At 66.9% G+C, this 24,908-nt stretch carries 26 protein-coding genes and 1 riboswitch; of the genes, 16 read left to right on the forward strand and 10 right to left on the reverse strand.

What is annotated here, in order from left to right; all coding sequences use genetic code 11:
* Positions 1 to 30 precede the first annotated feature (30 nt).
* Positions 31 to 540 carry a winged helix-turn-helix transcriptional regulator gene (locus G6N46_RS26110; protein WP_138250179.1) on the forward strand — a complete coding sequence of 170 codons (510 nt, stop codon included), beginning with the start codon at positions 31 to 33 and terminating at the stop codon, positions 538 to 540.
* On the opposite strand, the gene G6N46_RS26115 is transcribed toward G6N46_RS26110, so the two are convergent.
* Genes G6N46_RS26115 through G6N46_RS26125 form a run of 3 tightly spaced genes read right to left on the reverse strand, consistent with a single transcriptional unit; the run spans position 537 to position 3,723 of the window.
* A complete protein-coding gene (locus G6N46_RS26115) occupies positions 537 to 1,253 on the reverse strand; it encodes a class I SAM-dependent methyltransferase (RefSeq protein WP_061004895.1) in 717 nt (238 codons plus the stop codon). The two genes, G6N46_RS26110 and G6N46_RS26115, sit on opposite strands and share 4 nt — an antisense overlap.
* Positions 1,250 to 2,368 carry a homoserine O-acetyltransferase MetX gene (gene metX / locus G6N46_RS26120; RefSeq protein ID WP_407665152.1) on the reverse strand — a complete coding sequence of 373 codons (1,119 nt, stop codon included), beginning with the start codon at positions 2,366 to 2,368 and terminating at the stop codon, positions 1,250 to 1,252. The genes G6N46_RS26115 and metX overlap by 4 nt, the downstream gene beginning before the upstream one ends.
* 17 nt (positions 2,369 to 2,385) lie before the next feature.
* Positions 2,386 to 3,723, reverse strand: coding sequence for a bifunctional o-acetylhomoserine/o-acetylserine sulfhydrylase (locus G6N46_RS26125; RefSeq protein WP_138250177.1), 1,338 nt, complete (start codon positions 3,721 to 3,723; stop codon positions 2,386 to 2,388).
* A gap of 120 nt (positions 3,724 to 3,843) precedes the next feature.
* Positions 3,844 to 3,964, reverse strand: a riboswitch (SAM riboswitch).
* Positions 3,965 to 4,224: 260 nt separating this feature from the next.
* On the opposite strand from G6N46_RS26125, the gene G6N46_RS26130 reads away from it, so the two are divergent.
* Positions 4,225 to 6,462: an NADP-dependent isocitrate dehydrogenase gene (locus G6N46_RS26130; protein WP_133427750.1), complete on the forward strand. Its 2,238-nt coding sequence runs from the start codon at positions 4,225 to 4,227 to the stop codon at positions 6,460 to 6,462.
* A 106-nt stretch (positions 6,463 to 6,568) separates the two neighbouring features.
* The gene (locus G6N46_RS26135) at positions 6,569 to 7,372 is read left to right on the forward strand and encodes an exodeoxyribonuclease III (protein ID WP_138250176.1); all 804 of its coding nucleotides are present in this window, start codon (positions 6,569 to 6,571) and stop codon (positions 7,370 to 7,372) included.
* Between the two features lie 6 nt (positions 7,373 to 7,378).
* Here the strand turns inward: G6N46_RS26135 and fdxA are convergent, their stop codons facing one another.
* Both fdxA and G6N46_RS26145 read right to left on the reverse strand, forming a co-directional pair.
* Complete coding sequence (gene fdxA / locus G6N46_RS26140; protein ID WP_138250175.1) at positions 7,379 to 7,720, reverse strand: ferredoxin; 342 nt, start codon at positions 7,718 to 7,720, stop codon at positions 7,379 to 7,381.
* An 80-nt stretch (positions 7,721 to 7,800) separates the two neighbouring features.
* Complete coding sequence (locus G6N46_RS26145; protein ID WP_138250174.1) at positions 7,801 to 8,427, reverse strand: TIGR03086 family metal-binding protein; 627 nt, start codon at positions 8,425 to 8,427, stop codon at positions 7,801 to 7,803.
* Between the two features lie 51 nt (positions 8,428 to 8,478).
* Between G6N46_RS26145 and G6N46_RS26150 the strand changes: the two genes are divergently transcribed.
* Positions 8,479 to 8,901, forward strand: a complete 423-nt coding sequence (locus tag G6N46_RS26150) for a MarR family winged helix-turn-helix transcriptional regulator (RefSeq protein ID WP_138250173.1) — start codon at positions 8,479 to 8,481, stop codon at positions 8,899 to 8,901.
* A gap of 16 nt (positions 8,902 to 8,917) precedes the next feature.
* Here the strand turns inward: G6N46_RS26150 and G6N46_RS26155 are convergent, their stop codons facing one another.
* Positions 8,918 to 9,925, reverse strand: coding sequence for an SIS domain-containing protein (locus G6N46_RS26155; protein WP_138250205.1), 1,008 nt, complete (start codon positions 9,923 to 9,925; stop codon positions 8,918 to 8,920).
* Between the two features lie 139 nt (positions 9,926 to 10,064).
* On the opposite strand from G6N46_RS26155, the gene trpS reads away from it, so the two are divergent.
* From trpS to G6N46_RS26175, 4 genes are all read left to right on the forward strand, one after another.
* A complete protein-coding gene (gene trpS / locus G6N46_RS26160; protein ID WP_138250172.1) occupies positions 10,065 to 11,093 on the forward strand; it encodes a tryptophan--tRNA ligase in 1,029 nt (342 codons plus the stop codon).
* Between the two features lie 75 nt (positions 11,094 to 11,168).
* A complete protein-coding gene (gene yhjD, locus G6N46_RS26165) occupies positions 11,169 to 12,197 on the forward strand; it encodes an inner membrane protein YhjD (protein WP_138250171.1) in 1,029 nt (342 codons plus the stop codon).
* A 52-nt stretch (positions 12,198 to 12,249) separates the two neighbouring features.
* Entirely contained in the window at positions 12,250 to 12,690 is a 441-nt protein-coding gene (locus G6N46_RS26170; protein WP_138250170.1) for a MarR family winged helix-turn-helix transcriptional regulator, read from the forward strand.
* 63 nt (positions 12,691 to 12,753) lie between these two features.
* Positions 12,754 to 13,848, forward strand: a complete 1,095-nt coding sequence (locus G6N46_RS26175) for an NmrA family NAD(P)-binding protein (RefSeq protein ID WP_138250169.1) — start codon at positions 12,754 to 12,756, stop codon at positions 13,846 to 13,848.
* Between the two features lie 20 nt (positions 13,849 to 13,868).
* Here G6N46_RS26175 and G6N46_RS26180 read toward each other — a convergent pair whose 3' ends face one another.
* Genes G6N46_RS26180 through G6N46_RS26190 form a run of 3 tightly spaced genes read right to left on the reverse strand, consistent with a single transcriptional unit; the run spans position 13,869 to position 15,083 of the window.
* Entirely contained in the window at positions 13,869 to 14,114 is a 246-nt protein-coding gene (locus G6N46_RS26180) for a hypothetical protein (RefSeq protein WP_138250168.1), read from the reverse strand.
* A gap of 1 nt (position 14,115) precedes the next feature.
* Positions 14,116 to 14,601 carry a DoxX family membrane protein gene (locus G6N46_RS26185; protein ID WP_138250167.1) on the reverse strand — a complete coding sequence of 162 codons (486 nt, stop codon included), beginning with the start codon at positions 14,599 to 14,601 and terminating at the stop codon, positions 14,116 to 14,118.
* Between the two features lie 11 nt (positions 14,602 to 14,612).
* On the reverse strand, positions 14,613 to 15,083 hold the full coding sequence (locus G6N46_RS26190; protein WP_061004898.1) for a DM13 domain-containing protein: 471 nt from the start codon (positions 15,081 to 15,083) through the stop codon (positions 14,613 to 14,615).
* A 165-nt stretch (positions 15,084 to 15,248) separates the two neighbouring features.
* On the opposite strand from G6N46_RS26190, the gene G6N46_RS26195 reads away from it, so the two are divergent.
* Together G6N46_RS26195 and G6N46_RS26200 are read left to right on the forward strand one after the other, a co-directional pair.
* Positions 15,249 to 15,959, forward strand: a complete 711-nt coding sequence (locus G6N46_RS26195) for a response regulator transcription factor (protein WP_234785512.1) — start codon at positions 15,249 to 15,251, stop codon at positions 15,957 to 15,959.
* Entirely contained in the window at positions 15,956 to 17,083 is a 1,128-nt protein-coding gene (locus tag G6N46_RS26200) for a sensor histidine kinase (RefSeq protein ID WP_082934479.1), read from the forward strand. Before G6N46_RS26195 ends, G6N46_RS26200 begins: the two co-directional genes overlap by 4 nt.
* Positions 17,084 to 17,086: 3 nt before the next feature.
* Here G6N46_RS26200 and G6N46_RS26205 read toward each other — a convergent pair whose 3' ends face one another.
* Positions 17,087 to 18,346, reverse strand: a complete 1,260-nt coding sequence (locus G6N46_RS26205) for a PucR family transcriptional regulator (protein ID WP_138250166.1) — start codon at positions 18,344 to 18,346, stop codon at positions 17,087 to 17,089.
* 136 nt (positions 18,347 to 18,482) lie between these two features.
* Here G6N46_RS26205 and G6N46_RS26210 point away from each other — a divergent pair, with 136 nt between their 5' ends.
* From G6N46_RS26210 to G6N46_RS26235, 6 genes are read left to right on the forward strand one after another with little or no spacing between them, the layout of a single operon-like run.
* Positions 18,483 to 19,964, forward strand: coding sequence for a flavin-containing monooxygenase (locus G6N46_RS26210; RefSeq protein ID WP_138250204.1), 1,482 nt, complete (start codon positions 18,483 to 18,485; stop codon positions 19,962 to 19,964).
* A gap of 13 nt (positions 19,965 to 19,977) precedes the next feature.
* Positions 19,978 to 20,907: an alpha/beta hydrolase gene (locus G6N46_RS26215; protein WP_138250165.1), complete on the forward strand. Its 930-nt coding sequence runs from the start codon at positions 19,978 to 19,980 to the stop codon at positions 20,905 to 20,907.
* 13 nt (positions 20,908 to 20,920) lie between these two features.
* Complete coding sequence (locus G6N46_RS26220) at positions 20,921 to 22,027, forward strand: NDMA-dependent alcohol dehydrogenase (protein WP_138250164.1); 1,107 nt, start codon at positions 20,921 to 20,923, stop codon at positions 22,025 to 22,027.
* 35 nt (positions 22,028 to 22,062) lie between these two features.
* Positions 22,063 to 22,863: a prolipoprotein diacylglyceryl transferase gene (locus G6N46_RS26225; RefSeq protein ID WP_138250203.1), complete on the forward strand. Its 801-nt coding sequence runs from the start codon at positions 22,063 to 22,065 to the stop codon at positions 22,861 to 22,863.
* On the forward strand, positions 22,844 to 23,287 hold the full coding sequence (locus G6N46_RS26230; protein ID WP_138250163.1) for a hypothetical protein: 444 nt from the start codon (positions 22,844 to 22,846) through the stop codon (positions 23,285 to 23,287). The genes G6N46_RS26225 and G6N46_RS26230 overlap by 20 nt, the downstream gene beginning before the upstream one ends.
* Entirely contained in the window at positions 23,284 to 24,849 is a 1,566-nt protein-coding gene (locus G6N46_RS26235; RefSeq protein ID WP_138250162.1) for a radical SAM protein, read from the forward strand. Before G6N46_RS26230 ends, G6N46_RS26235 begins: the two co-directional genes overlap by 4 nt.
* Positions 24,850 to 24,908: the final 59 nt, after the last annotated feature.

A 24,908-nucleotide genomic window follows, 5' to 3' on the forward strand; every position in this document is an offset into this window, starting at 1 on the left:
TTGCAGAAAGCAATGGACTACCCTTGTGCAGTGTCCAAACAGTCCTTCGGCGACATCTCCTGCTCGATCGCGCGGACGCTCGACATCGTGGGCCCACGGTGGACGGCCCTGGTGCTGCGCGACCTGTTCGCGGGAATGGCCCGGTTCGAAGACATCCGCCGTGACCTCGGCATCGCATCGAACGTGCTGGCCGCGCGCCTGGAGGACCTGGAGCGCCACGCGATCGTGACACGGCGCCAATACCAGAGTGCGCCTCCGCGTTTCGAGTACGTCCTCACCGACAAGGGGCGCGACCTCTACCCGGTGACCGCGACCCTGCTCGCGTGGGGTGACAAGTGGACGGCCGGCGAGAGCGGACCACCGGCGCTACTTGTTCACGATGAATGCGGCTGTGTCACAACGGCAAAGGCCGTCTGTGCCGAATGTGGCGGGGAGCTCGGGGCGCTGACGACGACGGCGGTACCCGGCCCCGGCGCGCACGTCGGCCCGGGCACCGCGGTCATCGGCGGATTTCTGACTCCTGGTGAACCGGGCGCCTAGGCCAGGGTCGCCCGCACGCAGTGCGTAACGTACGGCAACGCCAATCCGGTGCTGCTGGCCAGTGCCGGATGTGTGCTCAGCAGCTCGCGCACCTCGCCCAGCACCTTGCGGCGTACGTCGGCGGGCGAGGTGATGCAGTAACTCCGGGACGCGACGAGGTCCAGAAGCGCTTGCGGCGTAAGGTAACTCGTCCACTCGAAGCGGTGGGTCTCGATGTCGGTGAAGTCGCCGCACAGGGAGTCGGCCGACGGGTCGTGCTCGCAGCCGATGATGCGGTTCAGTTCCTTGACCCAGCCCAGCCGCTCGTCGCGGATGTTCCAGACCAGACCCAGCCGGCCGCCCGGGCGCAGCACCCGTGCCACTTCGGCCGCAGCCCGTTCCGGGTCGAACCAGTGCCAGGCCTGCGCGACCAGGACCGCGTCGACACTGTTGTCCGGCAACGGGATTTCCTCGGCCGTGCCGAGCAGTGCAGGCACCGACGGCAACGACCCGCTGAGCACCTCGAGCATCTCGGGGATTGGGTCGACGGCAGTGACCGCCAGACCGCGCTCGGCCAGCCGGACGGTCAGCTTGCCGGTACCGGCGCCGAGGTCGAGGACGTCGACGGAACCCGCGGGCAGCAGCCAATTGATGGACTCCGGCGGGTAGGACGGCCGTCCGCGTTCGTACGCGGCGGCCTGCTCCCCGAAGGACAGCGAGCGTTCGCCCGTCACCGGGACGCCAAGTCCAGGGTCTGGCGGATCAGCAGGCCCACCTTGTCGGTCTCGACCAGGAAACCGTCGTGGCCGTAGTCGGACTCGATGACCTCGAGACCCGGACAGCCCGGCAGCAACGCGGCCAGTTCCTCCTGCAGCCGAATGGGATACAGCCGGTCGGAGGTGATGCCCCCGACGATTACCGGCACCGGACAAGACCCCAGCGCCGCGGCCACCCCGCCGCGTCCGCGCCCGACGTCGTGACTGCTCAGCGCGTCCGTCAGCGCGACGTAGGTGCCCGCGTCGAACCGTGCGGCCAGCTTGCGGCCCTGGTACTCCAGATAGCTCTCGACGGCGTAAAGGCCGTCGCTGGAACTCTTTTCATGGTTCTGCGCGGTGTTGCGGAACCGGTCGTCGAGTTCCTTCTCGCCACGGTAGGTCAGGTGCGCGAACCGGCGGGCGATCTGGATGCCGTCGTCCGGGGTCAGGCCCGTCAGGTAGTAATCGCCATCGGCCCAGTTCGGATCGGCCTTGATGGCCGCGACCTGTGCGCACTGCGTGCCGATCTGGTCCGCGGTGGCACGGGCGCCGACCGCCAGCACCAGCCCGGCCCGCACCGTGTCGGGGTGTCCCACAAGCCATTCCAGCGCCCGCGCGCCGCCCATCGAGCCGCCGACGACCGCGGCCACCTGGGTGATGCCGAGAGCGGCCAGGGCCGCCAGGTCGGCGTTCACCTGGTCGCGCACGGTGATGGCGGGAAACCTTGAGCCCCAGGGTTTTCCGTCGGGAGCGAGCGAGCTGGGGCCCGTCGACCCACGGCAGCCGCCGAGCACGTTGGTGGCGATGGCGCACCAGCGGTCGGTATCGATCGGGGCACCCGGACCGGCGACGCCGTCCCACCAACCGCCCGTCGGATGGTCCGGCCCGGCCGGCCCGGTGACATGGGAGTCACCGGTCAGCGCGTGCAGCACCATCACGACATTGTCGGCGGCGGGGGACAGCTCACCCCAGCGCTGCACCGCGATGGACACGTCGGGCAGCACGATGCCGCTCTCCAGCGTCAGCGAGCCGATGTTCACTACACCGGTCTCGCCTTCGGCAGGCAGCAGCGGCGCTGCGGAGATGTCAGACACGGGCACGTCGATAATCGTCACACCAATGCCGCCTTTCGGTCGGCACCCCCCACCGATCCAGCAGCAGCGAAGCCCTGCTCCAGGTCGGCGAGGATGTCTTCGATGCCCTCGATGCCGACAGCCAGCCGCACCAGGCCCGGGGTGACTCCCGAGGCCAGCTGCTCTTCGGCGGTCAGCTGCTGGTGCGTGGTCGACGCCGGGTGGATCACCAGCGATCGGACATCACCGATGTTGGCGACATGGCTGTGCAGCGTCAGCGCGTTCACGAACGCCTTGCCGGCCTCGACGCCGCCGGTCAGTTCGAACGACAGCACCGCACCGGTGCCCTTGGGGGCCAGCTTGCGGCCCAGCTCGTACCACGGGGACGACGGCAGGCCGGCGTAGTTCACCGAGAGCACGTCCGGGCGGCCCTCGAGGTACTCGGCGACCTTCTGCGCGTTGGACACATGGCGTTCAACGCGCAGAGACAGCGTTTCCAATCCCTGCGCGATGAGGAAGGAATTGAAGGGAGCGGCGGCGCTGCCCAGATCGCGCAGCAGCTGCACGCGCGCCTTGAGCGCGTAGGCCGGTGCGCCCAGGTCGGCGAACACCACACCGTGGTAGCTCGGGTCGGGCTCGGTGAAGCCCGGGAACTTGCCGCCCGTCCAGTCGAAGGTGCCACCGTCGACGATGACGCCGGCGATCGCCGAGCCGTGGCCGCCCAGGTACTTGGTGGCCGAGTGCACGACGATGTCGGCGCCGTGGGCCAGCGGCTGGATCAGGTACGGGGTGGCGACGGTGTTGTCGACGATCAGCGGCACGCCGTTGTCGTGCGCGACGCCCGAGACACCCGGGATGTCCAAGATGTCGATCTTCGGGTTGGAGATGGTCTCGGCGAAGAAGGCCTTGGTGTTCGGCCGGACGGCGGCGCGCCACGAATCGAGGTCGTCGGGGTCGGCCACGAAGCTGACGTCGACGCCGAGCTTGGGCAGCGTGTAGTGCAGCAGGTTGTAGGTGCCGCCGTACAGCCGCGGCGAGGCCACGACGTGGTCGCCGGTGCCGGCGATGTTCAGGATCGCGAAGGTCGCGGCAGCCTGTCCGGACGACAGGAACAGCGCGGCCACGCCACCCTCGAGCGCGGCGACGCGCTGCTCGACCACGTCGGTGGTCGGGTTCATGATGCGGGTGTAGATGTTGCCCGGCTCGGCCAGCCCGAACAGCGCGGCGGCGTGGTCGGTGTCGCGGAACGTGTACGACGTCGTCTGGTAGATCGGCAGCGCCCGGGCATTGGTCGCGCTGTCGGGGCTCTGACCTGCGTGGATCTGCTTCGTCTCGAAGCTCCAGCGCGCGGTGGGGTCGATGGCCTCAGTGGTCATGTTAGGGGTGTCTCCTGTGAGTTTTTAGGTACGACGAAGGGGTGCGCGAACTCGCACGAATCACAGACAGCGACGCATAGGAAGCCTCCACTCACCCAGTCATCCGGGTCCGTGGTGGCGGACCCGCGCTTGCCTCGCAGCCGATGTACGGCTGCTCAACCTGGTCGTCTCCCGGGGCACCCCACCGCGGATGGAGGGTTGCCGGCCAGCAAGCCGGGGCTTGACGCTGGCACTCATGACCGGACTCGAGGGTAACTCAAGAGGCTGTGCAACTGCTAGCTGGTGCCGTCCGGTGGGCGGGAGACGGCGTGTCGTCGACGGTCCGCTTCGCGCAGCCTGTCGGTATCGATCCAGATCTGTGCACGACAGACCGGACCACCGGAAACTCGCCCCGCCGGTCACGGTAGTTTCGTAACCGTCGTGCGACGGGGTAGTCATGTGCAGACGCCGGACTCGACATAGATTTTCGTACGTACCGTCCGTGACGCCGGGAGAGTGACCATGAGTGGCGAGAAACCATCCATCATCTACACGTTGACCGACGAGGCGCCGCTGCTCGCGACGTACGCCTTCCTGCCGGTCGTCCGCACCTTCGCCGGCGCCGCCGGTATCGACGTCCAGACCAGTGACATCTCGGTGGCGGCCCGCATCCTCGCCGAGTTCAGCGACTACCTGACCGATGAGCAGAAGGTCCCCGACAACCTGGGTGAGCTGGGTCGGCTGACCCAGTTCCCGGACACCAACATCATCAAGCTGCCGAACATCAGCGCCTCGGTGCCGCAGTTGGTCGCCGCGATCAAGGAGCTCAAGGAGAAGGGCTACAACCTGCCCGACTACCCGGGCGACCCGAAGACCGACGAAGAGAAGGCGATCAAGGATCGCTACGGCAAGTGTCTCGGTAGTGCGGTGAACCCTGTTCTGCGCGAGGGCAACTCGGACCGTCGTGCCCCGAAGGCCGTCAAGGAGTACGCCCGCAAGCACCCGCACAGCATGGGCGAGTGGTCGCAGGCCTCCCGCACGCACGTCGCCACCATGAAGACCGGCGACTTCTACCACGGCGAGCAGTCCATGACGCTCGACAAGGACCGCCGCGTCAAGATGGTGCTGAAGACCAAGACCGGCAAGACAATTGAGCTCAAGCCCGAGGTCAAGCTCGACGCGGGCGACATCATCGACTCGATGTACATGAGCAAGAAGGCGCTCATCCAGTTCTACGAGGAGCAGATGGAGGACGCCTACAAGACGGGCGTCATGTTCTCCCTGCACGTCAAGGCGACCATGATGAAGGTCAGCCACCCGATCGTGTTCGGCCACGCCGTGCGCATCTTCTACAAGGACGCATTCGCCAAGCACCAGAAGCTCTTTGACGAGCTGGGCGTCAACGTCAACAACGGGCTCTCGGACCTGTACGACAAGATCTCGACGCTGCCCAAGTCGCTGCATGACGAGATCGTCGACGACCTGCACAAGTGCCACGAGCACCGGCCCGAGCTGGCGATGGTCGACTCGGCTCGCGGCATCACCAACTTCCACTCGCCGTCCGACGTCATCGTCGACGCCTCGATGCCCGCCATGATCCGGCTCGGTGGCAAGATGTACGGCGCCGACGGAAAGCTCAAGGACACCAAGGCCGTCAACCCCGAGTCGACGTTCTCCCGGATGTACCAGGAGATCATCAACTTCTGTAAGACGCACGGCCAGTTCGACCCGCGGACCATGGGCACCGTGCCCAACGTCGGTCTCATGGCGCAGAAGGCCGAGGAGTACGGCAGCCACGACAAGACCTTCGAGATTCCCGAGGACGGCATCGCCAACATCGTCGACATCGACAGCGGCGAGGTCCTGCTGACCACGGCGGTGGAAGAGGGCGACATCTGGCGCATGCCGGTCGTCAAGGATCTGCCGATCCGCGACTGGGTCAAGCTGGCCGTCACCCGCGCTCGGCTCTCGGGCATGCCCGTGGTGTTCTGGCTGGACCAGGAGCGTCCGCACGAGGCCGAGCTGCGCAAGAAGGTCGCGACCTACCTCAAGGACCACGACACCGAGGGTCTCGACATCTCCGTGATGTCGCAGGAACGCGCCATGCGGCACACCATCGAGCGGGCCATGCGCGGTCAGGACACCATCGCCGCGACCGGCAACATCCTGCGCGACTACCTCACCGACCTGTTCCCGATCCTGGAGCTGGGTACCAGCGCCAAGATGCTGTCGATCGTGCCGCTGATGGCCGGTGGCGGCCTGTACGAGACGGGCGCCGGTGGTTCGGCACCCAAGCACGTGCAGCAGCTGGTCGAGGAGAACCACCTGCGCTGGGACTCGCTCGGCGAGTTCCTGGCCCTGGGCGCCAGCCTGGAGGACCTGGGCAACAAGACCGACGACGCCAAGGCCCTGCTGCTGGCCAAGACGCTCGACAGCGCGACCGGAAAGCTGTTGGACGAGAACAAGAGTCCGTCGCGGCGCACCGGCGAACTGGACAACCGCGGCAGCCAGTTCTACCTCGCCATGTACTGGGCGCAGGAGCTGGCCAAGCAGACCGAGGACGCCGAGCTGGCGGCCAAGTTCGCTCCGCTGGCCAAGACGCTGGCCGAGAACGAGGAGAAGATCGTCGCGGAACTGGCTGCGGCACAGGGCAGCGCGGCCGACATCGGCGGGTACTACGCGCCGGACCCGGAGAAGACGACGGCCGTGATGCGGCCGAGCGCCACCTTCAACGCGGCGCTGGCTTCCGCTCAGGAGTAATTCACCTCGAACGTGAGCTTGTGTGCGAGATTTCCTCGATTTCTCGCACACAAGCTCACGTTCGTCGTTTCAAGCGTGTCGTACCCCGACGTTAGGGTTCTGCTTCGTGATCGTCACCACCATCAACGTCAATGGCATCCGCGCCGCGGTCAGAGAGCGCTCGGCGGAGAACCTCGGGCTGCTGCCGTGGCTGAAGGACACCAAGTCCGACGTCATCTGCCTGCAGGAGACGCGGGCCGACGACGCGCAGCTGACGCAGGCCCTGGCGCCGGCGCTGGATGCGGGCTGGCAGCTGGCGTCGGCCGAGCCGTCTGCCAAGGGCCGCAACGGGGTGGCGGTGCTGTCGCGGGCCCCCATCACCGCGGTGCGGGTGGGGCTCAGCCCGGACTGTGAATTCGTCGCGCACGGGCGGTATGTGGAGGTCGACACCGACGGCGTCACGGTCGCCAGCGTCTACGTACCCACCGGTGAGGCCGAGACCGACAAGCAGGTGGAGAAGGAGCGCTTCATGGTGGCGCTCGCCGGCCGAATGGCCGAGCTGACCCGCAAGCGCCGCGACGTGGTGATCTGCGGCGACTGGAACATCTGCGCGACGGAACTGGACCTGAAGGCGTGGAAGGCCAACGTCAAGAAGTCCGGGTTCCTGCCCAGCGAGCGGCAGTGGTTGGCCGAGCTGATGGCGTCCGGCTGGACCGACGTGGTCCGGGAGCTGCACCCTGAGGTCCCCGGGCCGTACAGCTGGTGGTCATGGCGCGGCAAGGCTTTCGACAACGACGCCGGGTGGCGCATCGACTACCACCTGGCCAACGCGAAGCTGGCGCCCAAAGCCCATGCGGCGCGGGTGGAGCGGGCTGCGGCATATGCGCTGCGCTGGTCGGACCACGCGCCGGTCACGGTCGAGTACAGCTGATCGCACTCAGTCTCGAAGCGGTAGGGCAGACACCATCGGGGTGTCCACTCCGATGCGACCGAGCGCACTGGCGCCGCCGGGGGAGCCCAACGGCGCCTCGCGTCCGGGGAGTACCTCATCGAAGAATGCCGCGTTGTCGGCGAGGTATGCGAGCTGGTCTTCGGGCAGATCGGCATCGTAGTAGATCGCATCGACTCGGCAAATCAGTTTGCAGGCACCGCAATCCACACATTCGCGCGGGTTGATGTAGAGCGCCCGATCGCCTTGGTAGATGCAGTCGACCGGACACTCCTGCACGCAGGACATGTCCGTGACGTCAACGCATTCCCGTCCGACAACGTAAGTCATATAACGGACGGTATCGATGCCGTAGCACGTGACCTCAGTGGCCAAAGTTGCTGATAACAGGGCCGGAAGTCCCCAATCTGTTACTGGACGGCATGCCGTGACTCGTCGTCGGACGCATGGCCCCATTGCGGGTCCCGGCCCAGGTGGCGGAGTAGCCTCTCGAAATCCGTTGTGCTGTCGGCGGTCCTGGCCGGCCCGAACGGCGCATTGGGCATGCTGCGGAAGTCCCCGTCGGGCACGGCCAGGGCGAGGGGCAGGGCTGCGGCGACGACGTCGTCGGGCAGTGTGAAGGGAACGCCGAGGCCGGCCGCGACGTCCCAGCCGTGCACCGCGTAGTCGATCAGGTGAAATCCGATCGCCATCTCCGCCGGCACCGAGGTGCCCAATTCCGGTAGCGCGAAGTTGCTTTCGGGATCGGCGCCGGCAAACGCTTCGAGTACGTCGTGTGCGGCGACGGCATACGCGCCGACAGGATCCTGCGTGTCGCGAACCGGAGTCCAGAGGGCAAGGTCTTGGCCACCGCCACGGGCGGCGGCCGCGAAGCCGCGGTGCTGGACTGTCATGTGGGCTAGAAGGTCGGCCAAATCCCAAGCCGCGCAGGGCGTAGGGCGCCGCAGGTCGGCACGACCAACGGTGTTGACGACGTCGACCGAGGCGAGGATGGCACGGCGATGGGCGGTGAGAAGATCGGTTGGTAATGTACGCATGGGCTTATCGTAAGCAGATGCATACGATATGGCAACGCCTACGATGATCGGATGCCGGTCAAGCGCCCTGACCTCGCCGCGTTGCTCGCGCCGCTGTTGCGTGAGTTGATGGCTGCCGAACAGCCTGTGCTGGACGCGCACGGCATCTCGATGTGGGGCTACGTCGTGCTACTGGCGCTCGACGAGACCCCGATGCGGTCGCAAGCTGTCCTGGCGCAGGCGATCGGCGCCGACAAGACCCGCATCATCCGCACCCTCGACGACCTGCAGGACCGCGGCTACATCGAGCGCGCCCCCGACCCCGACGACCGCCGGGTTCGGCTGCTGTCGATCACGCCGGCCGGACGCCGGCTCAAAGACGCCGTGCAGGCCGACATTCAGCGCGGCGAGGAGCGGTGGCTCGGCGAGCTGAGCGCCGAGGAGCGGCGCGTCTTCTTCACCGTGCTGCAACGTCTGGCGCCTCGACCCGACTGAACACGAGCACTCGGCGTCAGAGCGTCTCCGTGACCTTTCGCAACCCCCGCGGCTGGTCCGGGTCGCCACCGCGGGCCAGTGCCAGGTGCAGGGCAAGTTGTTGCAGCGGGAGGATTTCCAGCAGTGGGGAGAGCTCGTCGCTGACCCCGCTGGGCAGCGCGATACCACCGGCCAGGCCGGCCAGGGCCGTCGGACTTCCCACCCCGAAGACATCGGCGTGACGCTCGGCAAGCCGTTCCAGCACCGGCGCCATGGCTTGGCCGCCTGTGCCTTCGGGCACCACCGCGAGCACCGGCACCTGGGGGTCGACGGTGGCGAGTGGACCGTGCAACAAGTCGGCGCCCGAAAACGCCTGTGCGGAAAGGTAAGACGTCTCCATCAGCTTGAGGGCGGCCTCGCGGGCAGTGGGGTAGGAGTAGCCGCGGGCGGTGGCGATGAGTCGTTGCGCGAACCGATACCGCTGCGCGACCTCGCGGACCAGCTCCCCGGCAGCGAGCACCTGTTCGCCGAGGTCGGGCAGCTCGTCGACACCGTCGTTGTCCCGTCCGAGCAGCAGCTGCAGGGCGAGCAGCTCCGCGGTGTAGGACTTGGTCGCGGCCACCGACTTCTCGGCCCCGGCCAGCACATCGATGTGAATCTCGGCTGCCGCAGCCAGATCCGACGCCGGGTTGTTCGTGACGGCGACCGTCAGCGCACCTTGCGCGCGGGCGACCTCGACCGAGCGCACGAGGTCCGGCGAACCACCGGACTGGCTCACCGCGACGTACAGCACGTCGCGCAGATCAGGTTGGGCGCCGTAGACGGTCATGGTCGACGGGGAGACCAGCCCTGCGGGCAGGCCGTGGTTGATCTCGACGAGGTATTTCGCGTACAGCGCGGCGTGGTCGCTCGTGCCCCGTGCCACGAACAGTACAAAGCGTGGCGCCGCCGCCGCGATCTGAGCCGCGGCGGCCTGGATGGGGCCGCGGCCATCGTCCAGCAGCCGGCGCCACACCTGCGGCTGCTCGGTGATCTCGGCGGCCATCAGGTGGCCGGGGGACGTTGGATCGGCGCTCACTTCGTCTCCTTGTCGGAGGTCGGCATCGCACGGGAACCCACTTTCCCCAGCGTAGACCGAGCCCCGGACAAAACCGGATGACAACAGTGCGAAAATCGAAGCCATCATGAGCAACAGCGGTGCAGGCGCCAACAAGCGCGTCGTCTTTTCCGGGGCACAGCCCACCTCCGACTCGCTTCACCTGGGCAATGCCCTGGGCGCGGTGCAGAACTGGGCCCACCTGCAGGACGGCTACGACGCGTTCTTCTGCGTCGTCGACCTGCACGCCATCACCGTCCCGCAGGACCCCGAGACGCTGCGCCGGCGCACGCTGGTGACGGCCGCGCAGTACCTCGCGCTCGGTATCGACCCGACCCGCAGCACGGTGTTCGTACAGAGCCACGTCGCCGAGCACACCCAGCTGGCGTGGTTGCTGGGCTGCTTCACCGGCTTCGGTCAGGCGTCGCGGATGACGCAGTTCAAGGACAAGTCGCAGAAGCAGGGCGCCGACGCCACCACGATCGGCCTGTTCACCTACCCGGTGCTCATGGCCGCCGACATCCTGCTCTACGACACCGACCTGGTACCCGTCGGTGAGGATCAGCGTCAGCACCTGGAGCTGGCCCGGGACCTCGCGCAGCGGTTCAACGCGCGCTTCCCCGACACCTTCGTGGTGCCCGAGGCGATGATCCCCAAGGCCACCGCCAAGATCTACGACCTGCAGGACCCGACCGCCAAGATGAGCAAGTCGGCCGCGACCGACGCCGGGCTGATCAACCTGCTCGACGATCCGGCCAAGAGCGCCAAGAAGATTCGCTCGGCGGTCACCGACAGTGAGCGCGAAATCCGGTTCGATACCGAGGCCAAGCCCGGCATCTCCAACCTGCTGACCATCCAGTCGGCGGTCACCGGAACCGCCATCGACACGCTGGTGGCCGGGTACGAGGGACGCGGTTACGGCGACCTGAAGAAGGAAACCGCCGAAGCCGTCGTCGAGTACGTCACCCCGATCAAGAACCGGGTCGACGAGCTGCTGGCCGATCCGGCCGAACTGGAATCGGTGCTGGCCACCGGTGCCGAGCGCGCCGAGCAGGTGGCGTTCAAGACGCTGCAGCGCGTCAACGACCGACTGGGCTTCCTGCCGCGTCTGCGCTGACGTTGCGGACGCCGCGAGGGGACACCCGCGGCGTCGCACACTAGGCTTTTCGGCAGACAAGGGGGTTTGCCGAAAATGACCGACTCGGACCAGCCGGGCCTACTCGACCGACTGCGTCAGCGGCATCCGTGGCTGGATCGGATCATGCGGGCCCAGGACCGTTACCAGGACTGCAACGGCGACTTCTACGCCGCCGGCATCACCTACTTCACAGTGTTCGCGCTGTTCCCGCTGCTCATGGTCGGTTTTGCCGTGGGCGGTTTCGTACTGGCCTCGCGCCCGGACCTGTTGGCCGAGCTCGAGGTGCACATCCGGTCCGCCGTCGCGGGCGACTTCGGTAATCAGCTGGTCGGCCTGATGGACTCGGCCGTGAAATCGCGCACGTCGGTCGGCGTCATCGGCCTGGCGACCGCGGCGTGGGCCGGCCTCGGCTGGATGGCCAATCTACGCAAGGCCCTCACCGAGATGTGGGAGCAACAGAGCGAACCCGACGGCTGGGTGGGCACCAAGCTGTCTGACCTGCTGGCGCTGGTCTCGGCATTCCTGGCCATCGTCGTCACAATCGGCCTGACTGCCCTCGGTGACACCGGATTGATGACGACGGTCCTGCACTGGTTCGGCGTCGGCCACGTGCCGGGTCTCGGCGTGCTGCTGCGGGTGGCGTCGCTGACGGTGTCGTTCCTCGTGGCGTGGCTCATGTTCACCTGGATCATCGCCCGGCTGCCGCGCGAGAAGGTCAGTCTGCGCAGCTCGGCCCGTGCGGCGCTGATCGCCGCGGTGGGCTTCGAATTGTTCAAGCAGGTCGCTTCGATCTACCTGCGGACCGTCATGCACGGCCCGGCCGGTGCCACATTCGGTCCCGTGCTGGGTCTGATGGTGTTCGCCTACATCACCGCCCGGCTGATCCTGTTCTCAACCGCGTGGGCGGCAACCGCCGCGGACACCATGGCGCTGGCCCCGGTGGCGCCGCCCGGACCGGCTGCGATCGTCACCCGCTACCGCGAGCGCGAGGGTGTCGACGCGAACAGCGTGGCGGTGGGCGCGGCCGTGGGTCTGCTCGGTGGGCTGAGTCTTTCGCGGCTGGTGCGACGGCGCAGGGGGTAGCTCCGGCGCCGGTCCATTGCCGGGGTGATGGTGTATATGCAACAATGGTGGCATGGCCAACGCCGCTGTCGATGAGATCGCCGGTAACTGCCTGGCGGTCCGCGTCCGGTTACTCGGCCGGGCGGTGACGAGCCTGTATGACCACGCCCTCGAAGAACATGGCGTCAGCATCGCCCAGATCAATCTCCTGGCGGCGCTGGGGAAGATCGGCCCGTGCTCGCCGGCCCGGATCGGTGAGGTGCTGCAGTTGGAGCGGTCGACCGTCAGTCGCAATCTGAGCCTGTTGATGAAACACGGTTGGGTAGAGGCGGTGTCGGTGAATGTCAAGGGCGTGCGTGAGGTCGTGCTGACCGCGTCGGGTCGCAACAAGATCGAGACCGTGATGCCGGCATGGCGACGGGCGCAGCAAGAGGCTGCCGAACTGCTGGGTGCCGGCGGCGTCACGGCGGTCCGGTCCCTCGCGACCAGCGTCGGTTTGTCGTCCGGCGACTAGGAAATCGTTGAGGTCAGCCGCCGTCGATGCCCAAATGTTGTATATACATCAAATAGAGGAGCCGTGATGTCACATCCCACGTCGAAGATTTTCATGATCGGCGCGACCGGGGCCCAGGGACTTCCTGTCGCCCGCGCCCTCGTTGCCGACGGCAAGTATGCCGTTCGATTTCTCACTCGTGACGCCACGAGTGCCCGGGCCAAGTCGTTGCTCCAATTGGGCGGCATCTCGGCACTCGAAGGGACCTTCACCGATGAAGCCGTCCTGCGAGAAGGCTTCCGCGAATGCGACGGTGCATTCGTCAACATCGACGGATTCAACACCGGCGAGAAGACCGAGATGTATTGGGCGATGCGCACTTACGAGATCGCCATCGAAGAAGGCGTCAAGTTCTTCGTGTACGGGAACCTCGACTACGGGCTCAAGAAAGCCGGCTACGACTCGAAGTACCGCGTCGGGCATTACGACGGCAAGGGGCGCATCGCCGAATGGATCCTGCTGCAGAATCAGGCGAATTCGGCCCGGATGGGCGCTGCCGTCTTCACGTCCGGCCCGTACATCGAAATGACGATCTCGCCCCTGACGCCGATGGCGCCCAGCGTGGAGGACGGCGTCGTCACCTGGCGCGTGCCCCTCGGCAACGGTGCGGTGCCCCATGTCTCACTTGAGGATTGCGGCTACTACGTGCGCTGGCTCTTCGACAACACCGACAGGTCCAACGGCATGGACCTCGAGGTGGCCATCGACCACATCTCGTATCGCGAGCTTGCCCGGGCGTTCGAAGCGGTCACCGGGCATCCCGCCCGATACGTCGACACGGACATCGACGCGTACTGGCAGGGGCCGCTCGGCGGCGTCGCCGATACCCCTGCCGGATACAACGCGGCCCCGGATGACCCGAGCACCATGACATTTCGAGCCAACTTCACCGGTTTCTGGAACTTGTGGAAAGACGGCATCATCGAGCGGAACTACGCGCTGCTGGACGAAATCCACCCCAACCGGATCCGCAGCGCCGAGCAGTGGTTCCGGCGTGAGGACGAACTCGGCAAGGCGGCCGGGAAGGGCAGCCTCTGGGAGCGGGTGCAGCCGCAGAACTGGAGTCTGGACTCGGCCGTTCTGAAGAGCAGCCAAGACCTGCGCACCGGAAAGCTCTGATCCCGGTCGGCACGCCGCCGTCAGCAACCGTCCGGGCACACGATGTCGACGAGGGCTGACGGGGTACCGCCTTCCAAAGTGCGCACACCGCCCACCGTGCAGGCCGTCAGCGGTGCCGTCGGTGTCTGATTGAGTTGCACCAGATACCCCGCGGCCCGCAGGTCGTTGATCACCCCATCGGCCGACGCCGCCGACGCCGTCGGCGCTTGGAACATCACGATGGCGGCCAATGCCGCCATCGCCGATCCAGCGACTGCTGCTTTCATCTCATCCCTCTTCCTGCTGTGCCGATCGCCGGCGCACCAGCGTCATGATCGTCCAGCGGTTCGAATATCCTTGTCCGACAAGGACGCCCACACTGAGCAGCGCCATGATCGGGTACTGCGCGATGAGCTGGTCCGAACTCCAATAGACCGCAAGCAATCCCGCGGATACGGCCACTGACAGCGTGCTGAACACTCCGAGCACCAGGACCAGCCCCAGTGCCACTTCGGTCAGCGGCGTCATCAGGCCGGCCAGGTCTGCCGTCGGCCGCAGCAGGTGCTCGGCCACGAAGCGAAAGTACTCCGGCACACGCGAATTCGCCGACGCGCCGTCGACGACGAGCAGGATGTCCGCGCGCCCGAAGTGCGCCCGGAACTTCACGTAGCCCTCGTGGAGCCACAGCAGTCCGAGCCCGACCCGGACCGCGCCGAAGAGTATCGACGCGGCCAGGTCGGCGCGGTCGCGCGTGGTCAGTGCGCGGGTGGTCATCAGACCGGTCGTCACATCAGCGAGGCAGCGCCGAAGACTGCCTTCGCCTTGTCGCAGTGGATGACGACGGTGGTGTAGCCCATGGTGTCGATGCCGGTCAGCGGGAACGACTGTGTGGCCTGGTCGAACTTGATGGCGGCGATCTGCTTGCCCGCGGCGACATCGGACTCGGTGGAGCCCTTCGTCAGGTACACGTGCAGGTCCGGGCCCTCGTCGGAGGAGAAGTCGGTGAATTCGAGATTCATGCCGCTGACGGTCGCCGTACCGGCGACGTGCTTGCCGTTGAGGCCGGTGAAGTGGCCCGTGCGAGCGGCGGCGCTCGATGAGGTCATCGCGGAGGTCATCGCGGAGGTCATGCTGGACGACATGGCGGAACTGGAGGGGCTGGACGAACCGGCCGACTTCATCTCGTTCGCACCGCACGCGGTGAGGGTCAGGGCGAACACCGCAGCTGCTGTCGCTGCGATCGGCTTGATGACCATGTGGAACTCCTTCGAGCGTCGTGGGGTGCCGATCACCCCGTCGCCGATGAAGTTAGGGAGCGCGCCGGGCGCGTTCGACAAACATTTCAGAACCGTAAGAACCGGCCCGTAGCGCCGCCGGCTGTCTAGGCTCAGCACCATGAGAGGTGCGATGTGGATGCGCCCGTGAGTTCCGACGACGGCGGCGGAGCACACGTCGTGCTGGTCGAAGACGACCAGCGGGTGCGGACGGCGGTGGCGGCGTACCTGCGCGCCAAAGGTTTTCGAATCGACGAGTTCTCCGACGGGGAAACCGCGCGCGACGCCGTGCAACGCTCGACGCCCGACGTACTGGTGCTCGACCGCATGCTGCCGGGGCTGTCGGGTGACGACCTGCTGCGCGAGATCCGCACCCGCTCGGATGTTCCGGTGATCATGCTGACCGCGCTCGGTGCGAGCGGGCACCGGATCGACGGCCTCGAACTCGGCGCCGACGACTACCTGGCGAAGCCGTTCGCACTGCGTGAACTGCAACTGCGCATTTCGAAGTTGTTGCGGCACAGGGTCTCCCACCAGTCGCCGCTCGCCCCGTTCGTGGTGGGCCGGTTCCGGATCGACCCGACGATGCGCCGGATCACCTGCGGCAGTGCCGATGTCGAGCTGACCGCACGCGAGTACGAGCTCCTGCTCTTCCTGCTCAAGAACCCCGACCGCGTCGTCTCCCGCGACGAGATGCTGCGGGAAGTGTGGGGCTGGAGTACCGGCGACGCGTCGACGGTGACGGTGCACATCCGGAGGCTCCGCGAGAAGATCGAGGCCGACCCGCGTGATCCCGTCTATCTGCGCACCCAGTGGGGCACGGGATACCGATTCACGCCGTCGGGGCGGTCGTCATGATCCTCGGTGCGGTGGACCTCGTCATCATCGCGGTGACGGCCCTGATCTGTACGTCGGTGGCCACGGGCGCGGCTGTCCTCGTCATGCAACTCAATCGGCGCGGGTCCATCGGGACACAGGTGTCGGTCCTGATCTGCGCGACCATCGTCGCGATCGTCGCCTCCACGGTGGCCATCTCGATCGAGATGTACCTGTCGTCGCACGATCTGCAGGTCCTGCTCGCGGTACTCGCCATCTCGGCGCTCATGGCCGGCCTCGCCGCCGGCTTCATGCTGCGACGGCTGCGGCGGTCGCTGGCCCGGCTGCAACGTGCGGCCCAGCAGATCGGCAGTGGCGAAGTCGTCACGGCGGACGTCGACAGCTCGAGGGAATTCGCCGAGTTGTCGAGCCAGCTGGCGCAGTCATCGGAGCAATTGGCCGCTGCCCGTGCGGAAGTCGAGCAGCTGGATCAGTCCCGGCGGCAGCTGGTCGCCTGGGTTTCGCATGATCTGCGGACACCACTGGCGGGCATGCGTGCGATGGCCGAAGCGCTCGAGGAAGGCGTGGTCGACGACCCGGCCGAATACATCCGGCAGATCCGCGATCAGGTGGACTCGGTCAACGGCATGGTCGACGGGCTGTTCGAGTTGTCCAAGATTCAGAGCGGCATGCTGAAGCTCAGCAAGGAGCCGGTGGTGCTCCTGGACCTGGTGTCCGATGTCGTGTCCGACATGCAGGCCCTCGCTGCCACCCGCGGCATCCGCATCACCCACGCCGGGATGGCCGACGTGGTGCTGCACGCCGACGCCGGAGAACTGTCCCGGGTGGTGGCGAATCTGTTGGTCAACAGCATTCGGCATGCACCGGAGCATTCCGAGATCGAGGTTTCGGCGCAGCGGCTCGACGGCGACCGGATCGTGCTCACGGTGCTGGACCAGGGACCCGGCGTGCAGTCCCAGGATCTGGGGCGGATGTTCGACATGGGCTGGCGCGGCACGGCGGCCCGCACCCCGGAAGGCGGCGGGGCGGGCGCCGGCATCGGCTTGGCCATCGTGCGGGGCATCGTCGAAGCGCACGGCGGCGAGGTGTCCGCCGCGCATGTGCCCGGCGGATTCCGGCTGGACGTGACGCTGCCGACGACGTGACGGCTAGGCGCCCGGCTGCGGCGCGGTCAGCACCCGCGGACCGAGCTGGTGCGCCAGTTCCAATGCGAGTTCCATTGCCAGCCGCCGTTCACCGGGCTGGTAGCCGAGGAGCTCGGTCGCCCGCGCCACCCGCTGCAGGACGGTATTGCGGTGAGTGTGCAGCCGGCCGGCGGCGCGTGGCGCGTTGTCGGCTTCGTCGAGGAAGACGCGCAGGGTATCGCGCAGGCGGGCCGCCGCCGACGTGTCCTCCGCGAGCGGACCCAGGGTTGCCGAGACGAATTCGGCTGCGCGATCAGGGTTCTGGGCCGCCAGTGCGGTGACCTCGAGGTCTCGGAAGAGGGCCACCCGCGCGCCGCCGGGGTGCCCGGCGAGCAGACTCTGGATCGCCAGCGCCGCCTCGTGGGAGCGGCGAAACCCGGTGATGCCCGGCCGCGTCGGACCCACCGCGACGCGAATATGGTTCTGCGCCTGCGTGATTGCGTCAGACAGAGCATCGACCACCGGCTCGGAACTGCTGCCCAGCCAGGCCCACAACGTGGACGGGCCGACGGACAACGTCAGCGGCGGGCGAGTGCCTGCGGCTCGCGCCAGTACCGCCGCGGCGGATTCGAGTGCCCCCTGCACATCGCCGTGCGGCGGCGTCCACAGCACCAGTGCGGTGTGGCGCTGCCGCAGGTCGTATCCCAGGCGTTCGCCGGCCCGCCCGGTGTCGATGGCGGCGCCGTCGAGGATCAGCCGGATCGTTTCGGCGCGGCGGGCGATGGCCCCGCCGAGCACCTCCTCGCGCTCGCGTTGCGCTGCGGCGATCACGCCCGCGACCACGTGGTCGACGTACTCGAACATGCGCGCCGAAGCGACTTCGAGCAATTCGAAAAGCAGTGGGCCGGTCGACTCCAGCTGAGCGGCGTGCTTCAGGTAGCGACTCCACGCGACGTTCTGACCGCGCCGGTAAGACTGGAAGATCAGGTCGAGGTCCAGCCCCCGCCGGGCCACGGTGCGGGCCACGTCGAGTGCTTCTGGCGGGATGTCGATGGGCGCCATCTTGGCGTCGCGCCGGGCGAACATCGACAGTAACCGCACGGCATTGGCGCGGTTACTGGCCGAGGTGTCCGCCAGCACCGCGGCATCGGAACCGGCGGCGGGGGAGAGCTCGACCTCGGCGGCGTCCATCTCGGCCACCAGGTCGTCGATCTCGGCCAGCATCAGCTCGGCAACGTCGCCCATGAGGTTGATGACCTCAGGCGATGGTGTCTCGGCAGCCATCAACGAAGTATGCGCCTGCACATATCGGGGGTCGAGTACTGGGCCGTCGCACCTGTTTTGTGTCTCGCGACCTCCATAGCGTTAGCGCCATCACAACCGCGCTTCCCAACGATCAGGAGTCACAGTGTCCACCTCAATGAAGCGGTCCGAGACGCGCGATGTCGATGTGTTGATCATCGGGGCGGGGATCTCCGGCATCGGTGCGGCGTACCACTTGAAGTCGAACCGCCCGGGCACGTCGTTCCTGATCATCGAGGGGCGCGACACCATCGGCGGCACCTGGAGCCTGCACCGGTACCCCGGCATCCGCTCGGACTCCGACATGCCCACCTTCGGGTTCGGCTTCAAGCCGTGGACCCACCGCAAGTCCATCGCCGACGGTCACATCATCCTCGACTACCTACAGCAGGCCGTCGACGAGAACGGGCTCGACGAGCACATCCGGTTCGGCCAACGGGTCCTGAACGCGAACTTCGACTCGGGCACCGGGCGCTGGACCGTCACCACCGGTCAGGGCGAGGATACGACGACGTTCACCGGCCGATTCCTGTTCCTCGGCACCGGCTACTACGACTACGAGAAGCCCTTCATCCCGGACTTTCCCGGCAAGGAAGACTTCCGCGGCCAGGTGATCCACCCGCAATTGTGGCCGACGGACCTGGACTACACCGGCAAGAAGGTCGTCGTGATCGGCAGCGGCGCAACGGCAGTGACGCTGATCCCATCCATGGCGGACCAGGCCGGCCACATCACGATGCTGCAGCGCTCGCCGAGCTATGTGCTGTCGGTGCCGGCGGCCGACCCGATCACCAACGCGCTCAACAAGGTGCTGGGCCACGAGCGTGCCTTCCCGATCGTGCGGCGCAAGAACATCGCGACCGCCCGCGGGCTGTACAAGCTGTGCCAGAAGTACCCGACGGTGATGCGAAAGCTGTTGATCGCCAACGTCGCCCGCCAGCTGCCCAAGGGCTTCGATGTCGACACCCATTTCACCCCGCGCTACAACCCGTGGGAGCAGCGCCTGGCGATGGTGCCCGACGGCGACTTGTTCAAGGCGTTCCGGACCGGCAAGGCGTCGGTGGTCACCGATCAGATCGAGCGCTTCACCGAGCGCGGCATCCTGCTGCAGTCCGGGCAGGAGCTGGAGGCCGACATCATCGTCACCGCAACGGGTTTGAACATGTCGCTGTTCGGCAAGATCGCGCTGAGCGTCGACGGCCAGGTGCTCAACCCGCCCGACCACACGGTGTACAAGGCCATGATGGTCTCCGACGTGCCCAACATGGCGTTCGCGATGGGATACACCAACATCGCGTGGACTCTGAAGGTCGACCTGGTCTGCGAGCACTTCTGCCGGATGCTGGACCACATGGACGCCCATGGTCACGACGTCGTCGTCCCGGTGGTGGAGAACCCCGACATGGCACGCGGCCCGCTGATGGACCTGTCGTCGGGCTATGTCCAGCGCGGAATTCAGCAGTTCCCCCGCAGCGGCGACAGAGGCTCATGGCTCGTCAAGCACGCCTACGAGATGGACGCCGAACGACTGCGCAACGGTCCCATCGAGGATCCGGGCCTGCGGTTCTCGTCCGTCAAGACCGTCGCGTACGCCTCGTAGAAAGAGTCCGGTCATGAAGCAGCTCTATTTCTACAGCCACGGATCCCGCTGCGCCGCTTGGTATCTGCCCGCCACGACCGATGCGCTCGCCGGGGAGTCCGGCCGTCCGTGTGTGGTGATGGCGCACGGTTTCAGCGGGACGAAAGACACCGCGCTGCTCGGCTTCGGCGAGCCCTTCGCCGCCGCCGGACTGGACGTGCTGGTGTTCGACTACCGGGGCTTCGGCGATTCCGAAGGCGCTCCGCGGCAGGATGTTTCGATATCCCGCCAACGGCAGGACTACCACGCCGCGATCGCCGCGGCGCGGCACCTGCCCGCGGTGGACCCGGACCGGATCGTGCTGTGGGGCACCTCGTACGCCGGCGGCCACGTCATCGCGGTCGCGGCCCGGGACCAGCGCATCGCGGCCGTCATCTCGATGAATCCCGCCGTCGACGGGGTGGCCACCCTGGCGCACCTGCGTCGTACCTGTGGGACCGGTTACCTGGTGCGCTCCACGGCAAATGCTGTGCGGGATGTGGTTGCGAGTGCCCTGGGTCGGCCCGCGCACCTGGTACCGGTGGTAGGCGGACCGAACGCGGTGATCGCGACGTCTGGTTCGGAAGAGGCCTGGCTGCCGGTTGCCGGGCCGACGTGGCGCAACGAGGTCCGCGGCCGGCACGCCCTCGGCGTCGCGTTCAACCGGCCGATCACGAAAGCCGGAAAACTGACGTGCCCGATCCTCGTGCAGCCCGGCACCGACGACCGCATCGCGCCGCCGGCCGCGGCGCGCAAGGCAGCCCGCCGCGCCGGGTACTGGGCGCAGTTGCGCGAGTACCCCGCCGACCACCTCGATTTCTACGACGGTCCCTGGCAGCAGCGGGTTCTGGCCGACCAGCTCGACTTCCTCAAGCACGACCTGGCACCGGCCCACGGGCACCACCGCGTCAACCACTCAGCCTGAAAGGAATACACCGATGAAGACCACCGCAGCCGTCCTGCTGGAGCCCGGCAGGCCCTTCGAGATCATGGAACTCGACCTCGACGGTCCCGGCCCCGGCGAGGTGCTGATCAACTACACCGCCGCCGGACTGTGCCACTCCGATCTGCACCTGTCCGACGGTGACCTCCCACCGCGCTATCCCATCGTCGGCGGGCACGAGGGCGCCGGCATCATCGAGGACGTCGGCCCCGGCGTCACCAAGGTCAAGCCCGGTGACCACGTGGTGTGCAGCTTCATCCCCAGCTGCGGCCACTGCCGCTACTGCTCGACGGGTCGGCAGGCCCTGTGCGACATGGGCGCAACCATCCTCGAGGGCTCCATGCCGGACGGCTCGTTCCGATTCCACAAGGGCGGCACGGATTTCGGTGCCATGTGCATGCTGGGCACGTTCGCGAAGAAGGCCACCATCTCGCAGCACTCGGTGGTCAAGATCGACGACTGGCTGCCGCTGGAGACCGCCGTGCTCGTCGGCTGTGGTGTCCCGACCGGATGGGGCGGCGCCACCTACGCGGGCAACGTGCGGCCCGGCGACATCACCGTCGTGTACGGCATCGGCGGCATCGGCATCAACGCCGTCCAGGGTGCCGCGCATGCCGGAGCGAAGTACATCGTGGCCATCGACCCGGTGCCTTTCAAACGCGATACCGCGCTGAAATTCGGTGCGACACATGTCTTCGCGAGCGCCGAGGCCGCCGCCGAGAAGATCACCGAACTGTCCTGGGGGCAGGGCGCCGATCAGGCCATCATCTGCGTCGGAACCGTCGACGAGGACGTCGTCACCGCGGCCTTCAGCGCCATCGGCAAGGGCGGGACGGTCGTCGTGATCGGTATGGCCAACCCCGAGAAGCTGACGATCCACGTCTCTGGCCTGGAACTGACGTTGTTCGAGAAGACCATTCGCGGCTCGCTGTTCGGCTCGGCCAACCCGCAGTACGACATCATCCGTCTGCTGCGGCTGTACAACGACGGCCAGCTGCAACTCGACGACCTGGTGACCACGCGGTACACCCTCGAAGAGGTGAACCAGGGCTATCAGGACCTTCGGGAGGGCAAGAACATTCGCGGGATCATCGTGCACTGACGATTCCGGCCGGTAGGTTTGCCACTGTGATCGCAATGATCCCGCAGTGGCAGATCGGACCGGTGCAGGTGCCGGTGCACGGTCTGTTCGTGGGGCTGGGTGTGCTGGCCGCCGTGATCGTGTTCGTCCACGAGGCGCGCCGCCGCGGCGCGGTGAACGAACAGTCACTGGTGGCCGTCACCGGCGCCCTTGTCGGCGGGGCGATCGGCATGCGGGCGTCGGGGTTGGCGCGCCACCTCGATTTCAGCGCCAACCCGACTGTCGCGCAGGCGTGGGAGTACGGCTCCAAGAGCATCCTCGGCGGACTGCTCGGTGCCTACCTCGGCGTGCTGATCGCCAAGCGGCTCGGCGGATATCGCGGCAAGACGGGCGACCTGTTCGCGCCCGCGGTCGCGCTGGGGATGGCGATCGGCAGAATCGGCTGCCTGCTGACGGAGGCGCCCGGACGCCCGACGACACTGCCCTGGGGAGTACATGCGCCGGCCAGTACCCCCGAATGCCCGGGGTGCGTCGCCGGGCTCGCCATGCACCCGTCATTTGCATACGAAATCGCTTTCCAGTTGGCGGCTTTCGCGGTGCTCATGTGGCTGCGGCCGCGCATCACCCATCCCGGCGAGCTGTTCGTCATCTACATCGCCGCCTATGCGGTGTTCCGCTTCTTCGTCGAGTTCGTGCGTGCCAACGAGACGGTGTGGCTGGACCTGACGCGGCCGCAATGGGTGCTGTTGCCGTCAATGGCGCTCGTGGGCTTCCGGGTCTGGCGTGGCTATTGCCGTGGCTACTACCGGATTTCGTCCGCAGACAGGGAGGGTGACCGTGTCCGAGCCGCCAATTGATTATCCAGACGACGAGCCGGGCAATGGCCCAGCGCCCGGTCAGAACCCGCCCCAGTACCCGCAATATCCACCGCAGTACCCGCAATACCCGCCGCAATATCCGCAGTACGGGTATCCGGCACCGAACGTGCCGAACCCCAACGCGATCTCGGTCGGTGGCGTGATCGGCGGTGTCTTCATGTTTCCGGTGCTCAACTTCGTCATCGGGTTCGGCACCGTGATGCTGGCTGACCAGGGGAAGGTGCTGCTGGCGTTCGGTGCGGCGCTGCTGGCTCTCGTTGCCTTCGGGGGTGGCTTCGCGTTGTGGAAGACCGGCAGCCCCGTGCCCAAGGGGCTGGGCCTCGGCCTGATGATCGGCTGGGCACTCACCTCGATCCTGACCGTCGGCTACTGCACCGGCCTGAACCCCACGATGTACACATGACGGCCGGCATGGGTCTACGCGGTGACCGGTTACTGCGGTACGTGACGGCGTACTGCCCGAGCTGCCACCATGAGGCGCCGGAGCGGCCGCTTGCCGACGTCGCGCGCCTCTCCGGCCGGCTAGTCGAACGAGACGGACGCGTGTGGCTGGAGCGGGGGTGCCCTGCGCACGGTCTGGTGCGCACGCTCTACGACGAGAACCCCGAGATCCTGTCCTATCTGGAGGAGTGGACCGCCCCGACCAAGGGGCACATCCCTGATGTGGCAGGCAATTTCGATCCGATCCCGTCCGCCTATCTGCGCGGGCTGCCGGAGATGCAAACCCAGCACACCTGCATCCTGCTCGAAGACATCGCCGAGGTCTGTAATCTGCGGTGTCCCACCTGCTTCACCGATTCTTCGCCCGATCTGCGCAATGTGGTGCCGGTCGCCGAGGTGCTCGCGAACGTCGATCAGCGGCTGGCCCGGGAGAACGGGCGGCTGGATGTGCTGATGCTCTCCGGTGGGGAGCCGACACTGCATCCCGATCTGGCCGAACTGCTCGACGAACTGACCAACCGGCCGATCACGCGAATCCTGGTCAACACCAATGGCATCCGGATCGCCACCGATGATGCCCTCCTCGCGCTGCTCAGTACGCACCGGCACCGCGTCGAGGTGTATCTGCAGTACGACGGGCTCTCCGAGAGGGCGCACCGGCACCACCGTGGCGGCGACCTCGGCAAGTTGAAAACGCAGACATTGCAACGCCTTTCGGAGAGTCGGATTTTCACGACGCTGGTGATGGCCGCTGCGCTCGGCGTCAACGACGACGAGATCGGTGACATGGTCCAGCTGGCGCTGGACACTCCCTACGTCGGCGGCATCACCATTCAGCCGCAGTTCGGGTCAGGGCGGTCAGGGGACCTGGACGCGCACGACCGGCTGACCCACACCGGTGTGCTGAGCAGGCTCGGCCCCCAGACCGACGGGCTCGTGACCTGGCAGGACCTCACCGCGTTGCCGTGCTCGCATCCGCACTGCTGCTCCGTCGGCTATGTGCTGCGCGACGATTCCGGGCAATGGCGGTCGCTGGTCTCGCTGATCGGCCATGACATTCTCAAAGAACGACTCGGTTTGGTGTCCAACAGGATTGCCGACAGCGAGCTGCCGCAGGAACTGCAGCTGGCGGTGCGGGAATCACTGCTGGGCCTGCTGTCCGAGCAGTCTTCGCTGTCGCATCCCGGGATCGGCGACGTGTGGCGCACCATCTGTCAGAACTGCGATCTGGGCATGCCGACGCTGCTGGCGCTCGCGTCGTCCGCCCTGCCGGGTGGAAAGAACCGGGTGCGGAAGCTGTTGGGGGAGCGGGTGGTTCGCATCACCGTCAAGCCGTTCATGGACATCTCGACCATGATCGAAGAACGCCTGGTGCAGTGCTGCGTCCATGTCGGCACCCGCTCGAGCCAGGACCAGTGCGCGCCGTTCTGCGCGGTACAGGCGTGGCCGGCGCTGGGCAGGCAGCGGATGTCCATCGCCGCGGGCGCTGATCTGGGGAAGGCGTTGCCGCTCATCGTCATCTGAGGGCCCAGCGCCCACGAACCTGACCACAGGGTGATATTTCGGGCGGATTTTCGCCGTGT

Origin of the sequence: Mycolicibacterium phocaicum (genome assembly GCF_010731115.1) — a bacterium.
GTDB classification, from domain to species: domain Bacteria; phylum Actinomycetota; class Actinomycetes; order Mycobacteriales; family Mycobacteriaceae; genus Mycobacterium; species Mycobacterium phocaicum.

What these genes read in the sequence shown, in the direction of transcription:
- G6N46_RS26125 (WP_138250177.1), bottom strand. Translation starts at nt 3,723, where the DNA reads ATGACCACTGAGGCCATCGACCCCACCGCGCGCTGGAGCTTCGAGACG.
- G6N46_RS26130 (WP_133427750.1), top strand. Translation starts at nt 4,225, where the DNA reads ATGAGTGGCGAGAAACCATCCATCATCTACACGTTGACCGACGAGGCG.
- fdxA (WP_138250175.1), bottom strand. Translation starts at nt 7,720, where the DNA reads ATGACTTACGTTGTCGGACGGGAATGCGTTGACGTCACGGACATGTCC.
- G6N46_RS26145 (WP_138250174.1), bottom strand. Translation starts at nt 8,427, where the DNA reads ATGCGTACATTACCAACCGATCTTCTCACCGCCCATCGCCGTGCCATC.
- G6N46_RS26150 (WP_138250173.1), top strand. Translation starts at nt 8,479, where the DNA reads ATGCCGGTCAAGCGCCCTGACCTCGCCGCGTTGCTCGCGCCGCTGTTG.
- G6N46_RS26155 (WP_138250205.1), bottom strand. Translation starts at nt 9,925, where the DNA reads ATGGCCGCCGAGATCACCGAGCAGCCGCAGGTGTGGCGCCGGCTGCTG.
- trpS (WP_138250172.1), top strand. Translation starts at nt 10,065, where the DNA reads ATGAGCAACAGCGGTGCAGGCGCCAACAAGCGCGTCGTCTTTTCCGGG.
- yhjD (WP_138250171.1), top strand. Translation starts at nt 11,169, where the DNA reads ATGACCGACTCGGACCAGCCGGGCCTACTCGACCGACTGCGTCAGCGG.
- G6N46_RS26170 (WP_138250170.1), top strand. Translation starts at nt 12,250, where the DNA reads ATGGCCAACGCCGCTGTCGATGAGATCGCCGGTAACTGCCTGGCGGTC.
- G6N46_RS26180 (WP_138250168.1), bottom strand. Translation starts at nt 14,114, where the DNA reads ATGAAAGCAGCAGTCGCTGGATCGGCGATGGCGGCATTGGCCGCCATC.
- G6N46_RS26185 (WP_138250167.1), bottom strand. Translation starts at nt 14,601, where the DNA reads ATGACCACCCGCGCACTGACCACGCGCGACCGCGCCGACCTGGCCGCG.
- G6N46_RS26190 (WP_061004898.1), bottom strand. Translation starts at nt 15,083, where the DNA reads ATGGTCATCAAGCCGATCGCAGCGACAGCAGCTGCGGTGTTCGCCCTG.
- G6N46_RS26200 (WP_082934479.1), top strand. Translation starts at nt 15,956, where the DNA reads ATGATCCTCGGTGCGGTGGACCTCGTCATCATCGCGGTGACGGCCCTG.
- G6N46_RS26205 (WP_138250166.1), bottom strand. Translation starts at nt 18,346, where the DNA reads ATGGCTGCCGAGACACCATCGCCTGAGGTCATCAACCTCATGGGCGAC.
- G6N46_RS26210 (WP_138250204.1), top strand. Translation starts at nt 18,483, where the DNA reads ATGAAGCGGTCCGAGACGCGCGATGTCGATGTGTTGATCATCGGGGCG.
- G6N46_RS26215 (WP_138250165.1), top strand. Translation starts at nt 19,978, where the DNA reads ATGAAGCAGCTCTATTTCTACAGCCACGGATCCCGCTGCGCCGCTTGG.
- G6N46_RS26220 (WP_138250164.1), top strand. Translation starts at nt 20,921, where the DNA reads ATGAAGACCACCGCAGCCGTCCTGCTGGAGCCCGGCAGGCCCTTCGAG.
- G6N46_RS26225 (WP_138250203.1), top strand. Translation starts at nt 22,063, where the DNA reads ATGATCCCGCAGTGGCAGATCGGACCGGTGCAGGTGCCGGTGCACGGT.
- G6N46_RS26235 (WP_138250162.1), top strand. Translation starts at nt 23,284, where the DNA reads ATGACGGCCGGCATGGGTCTACGCGGTGACCGGTTACTGCGGTACGTG.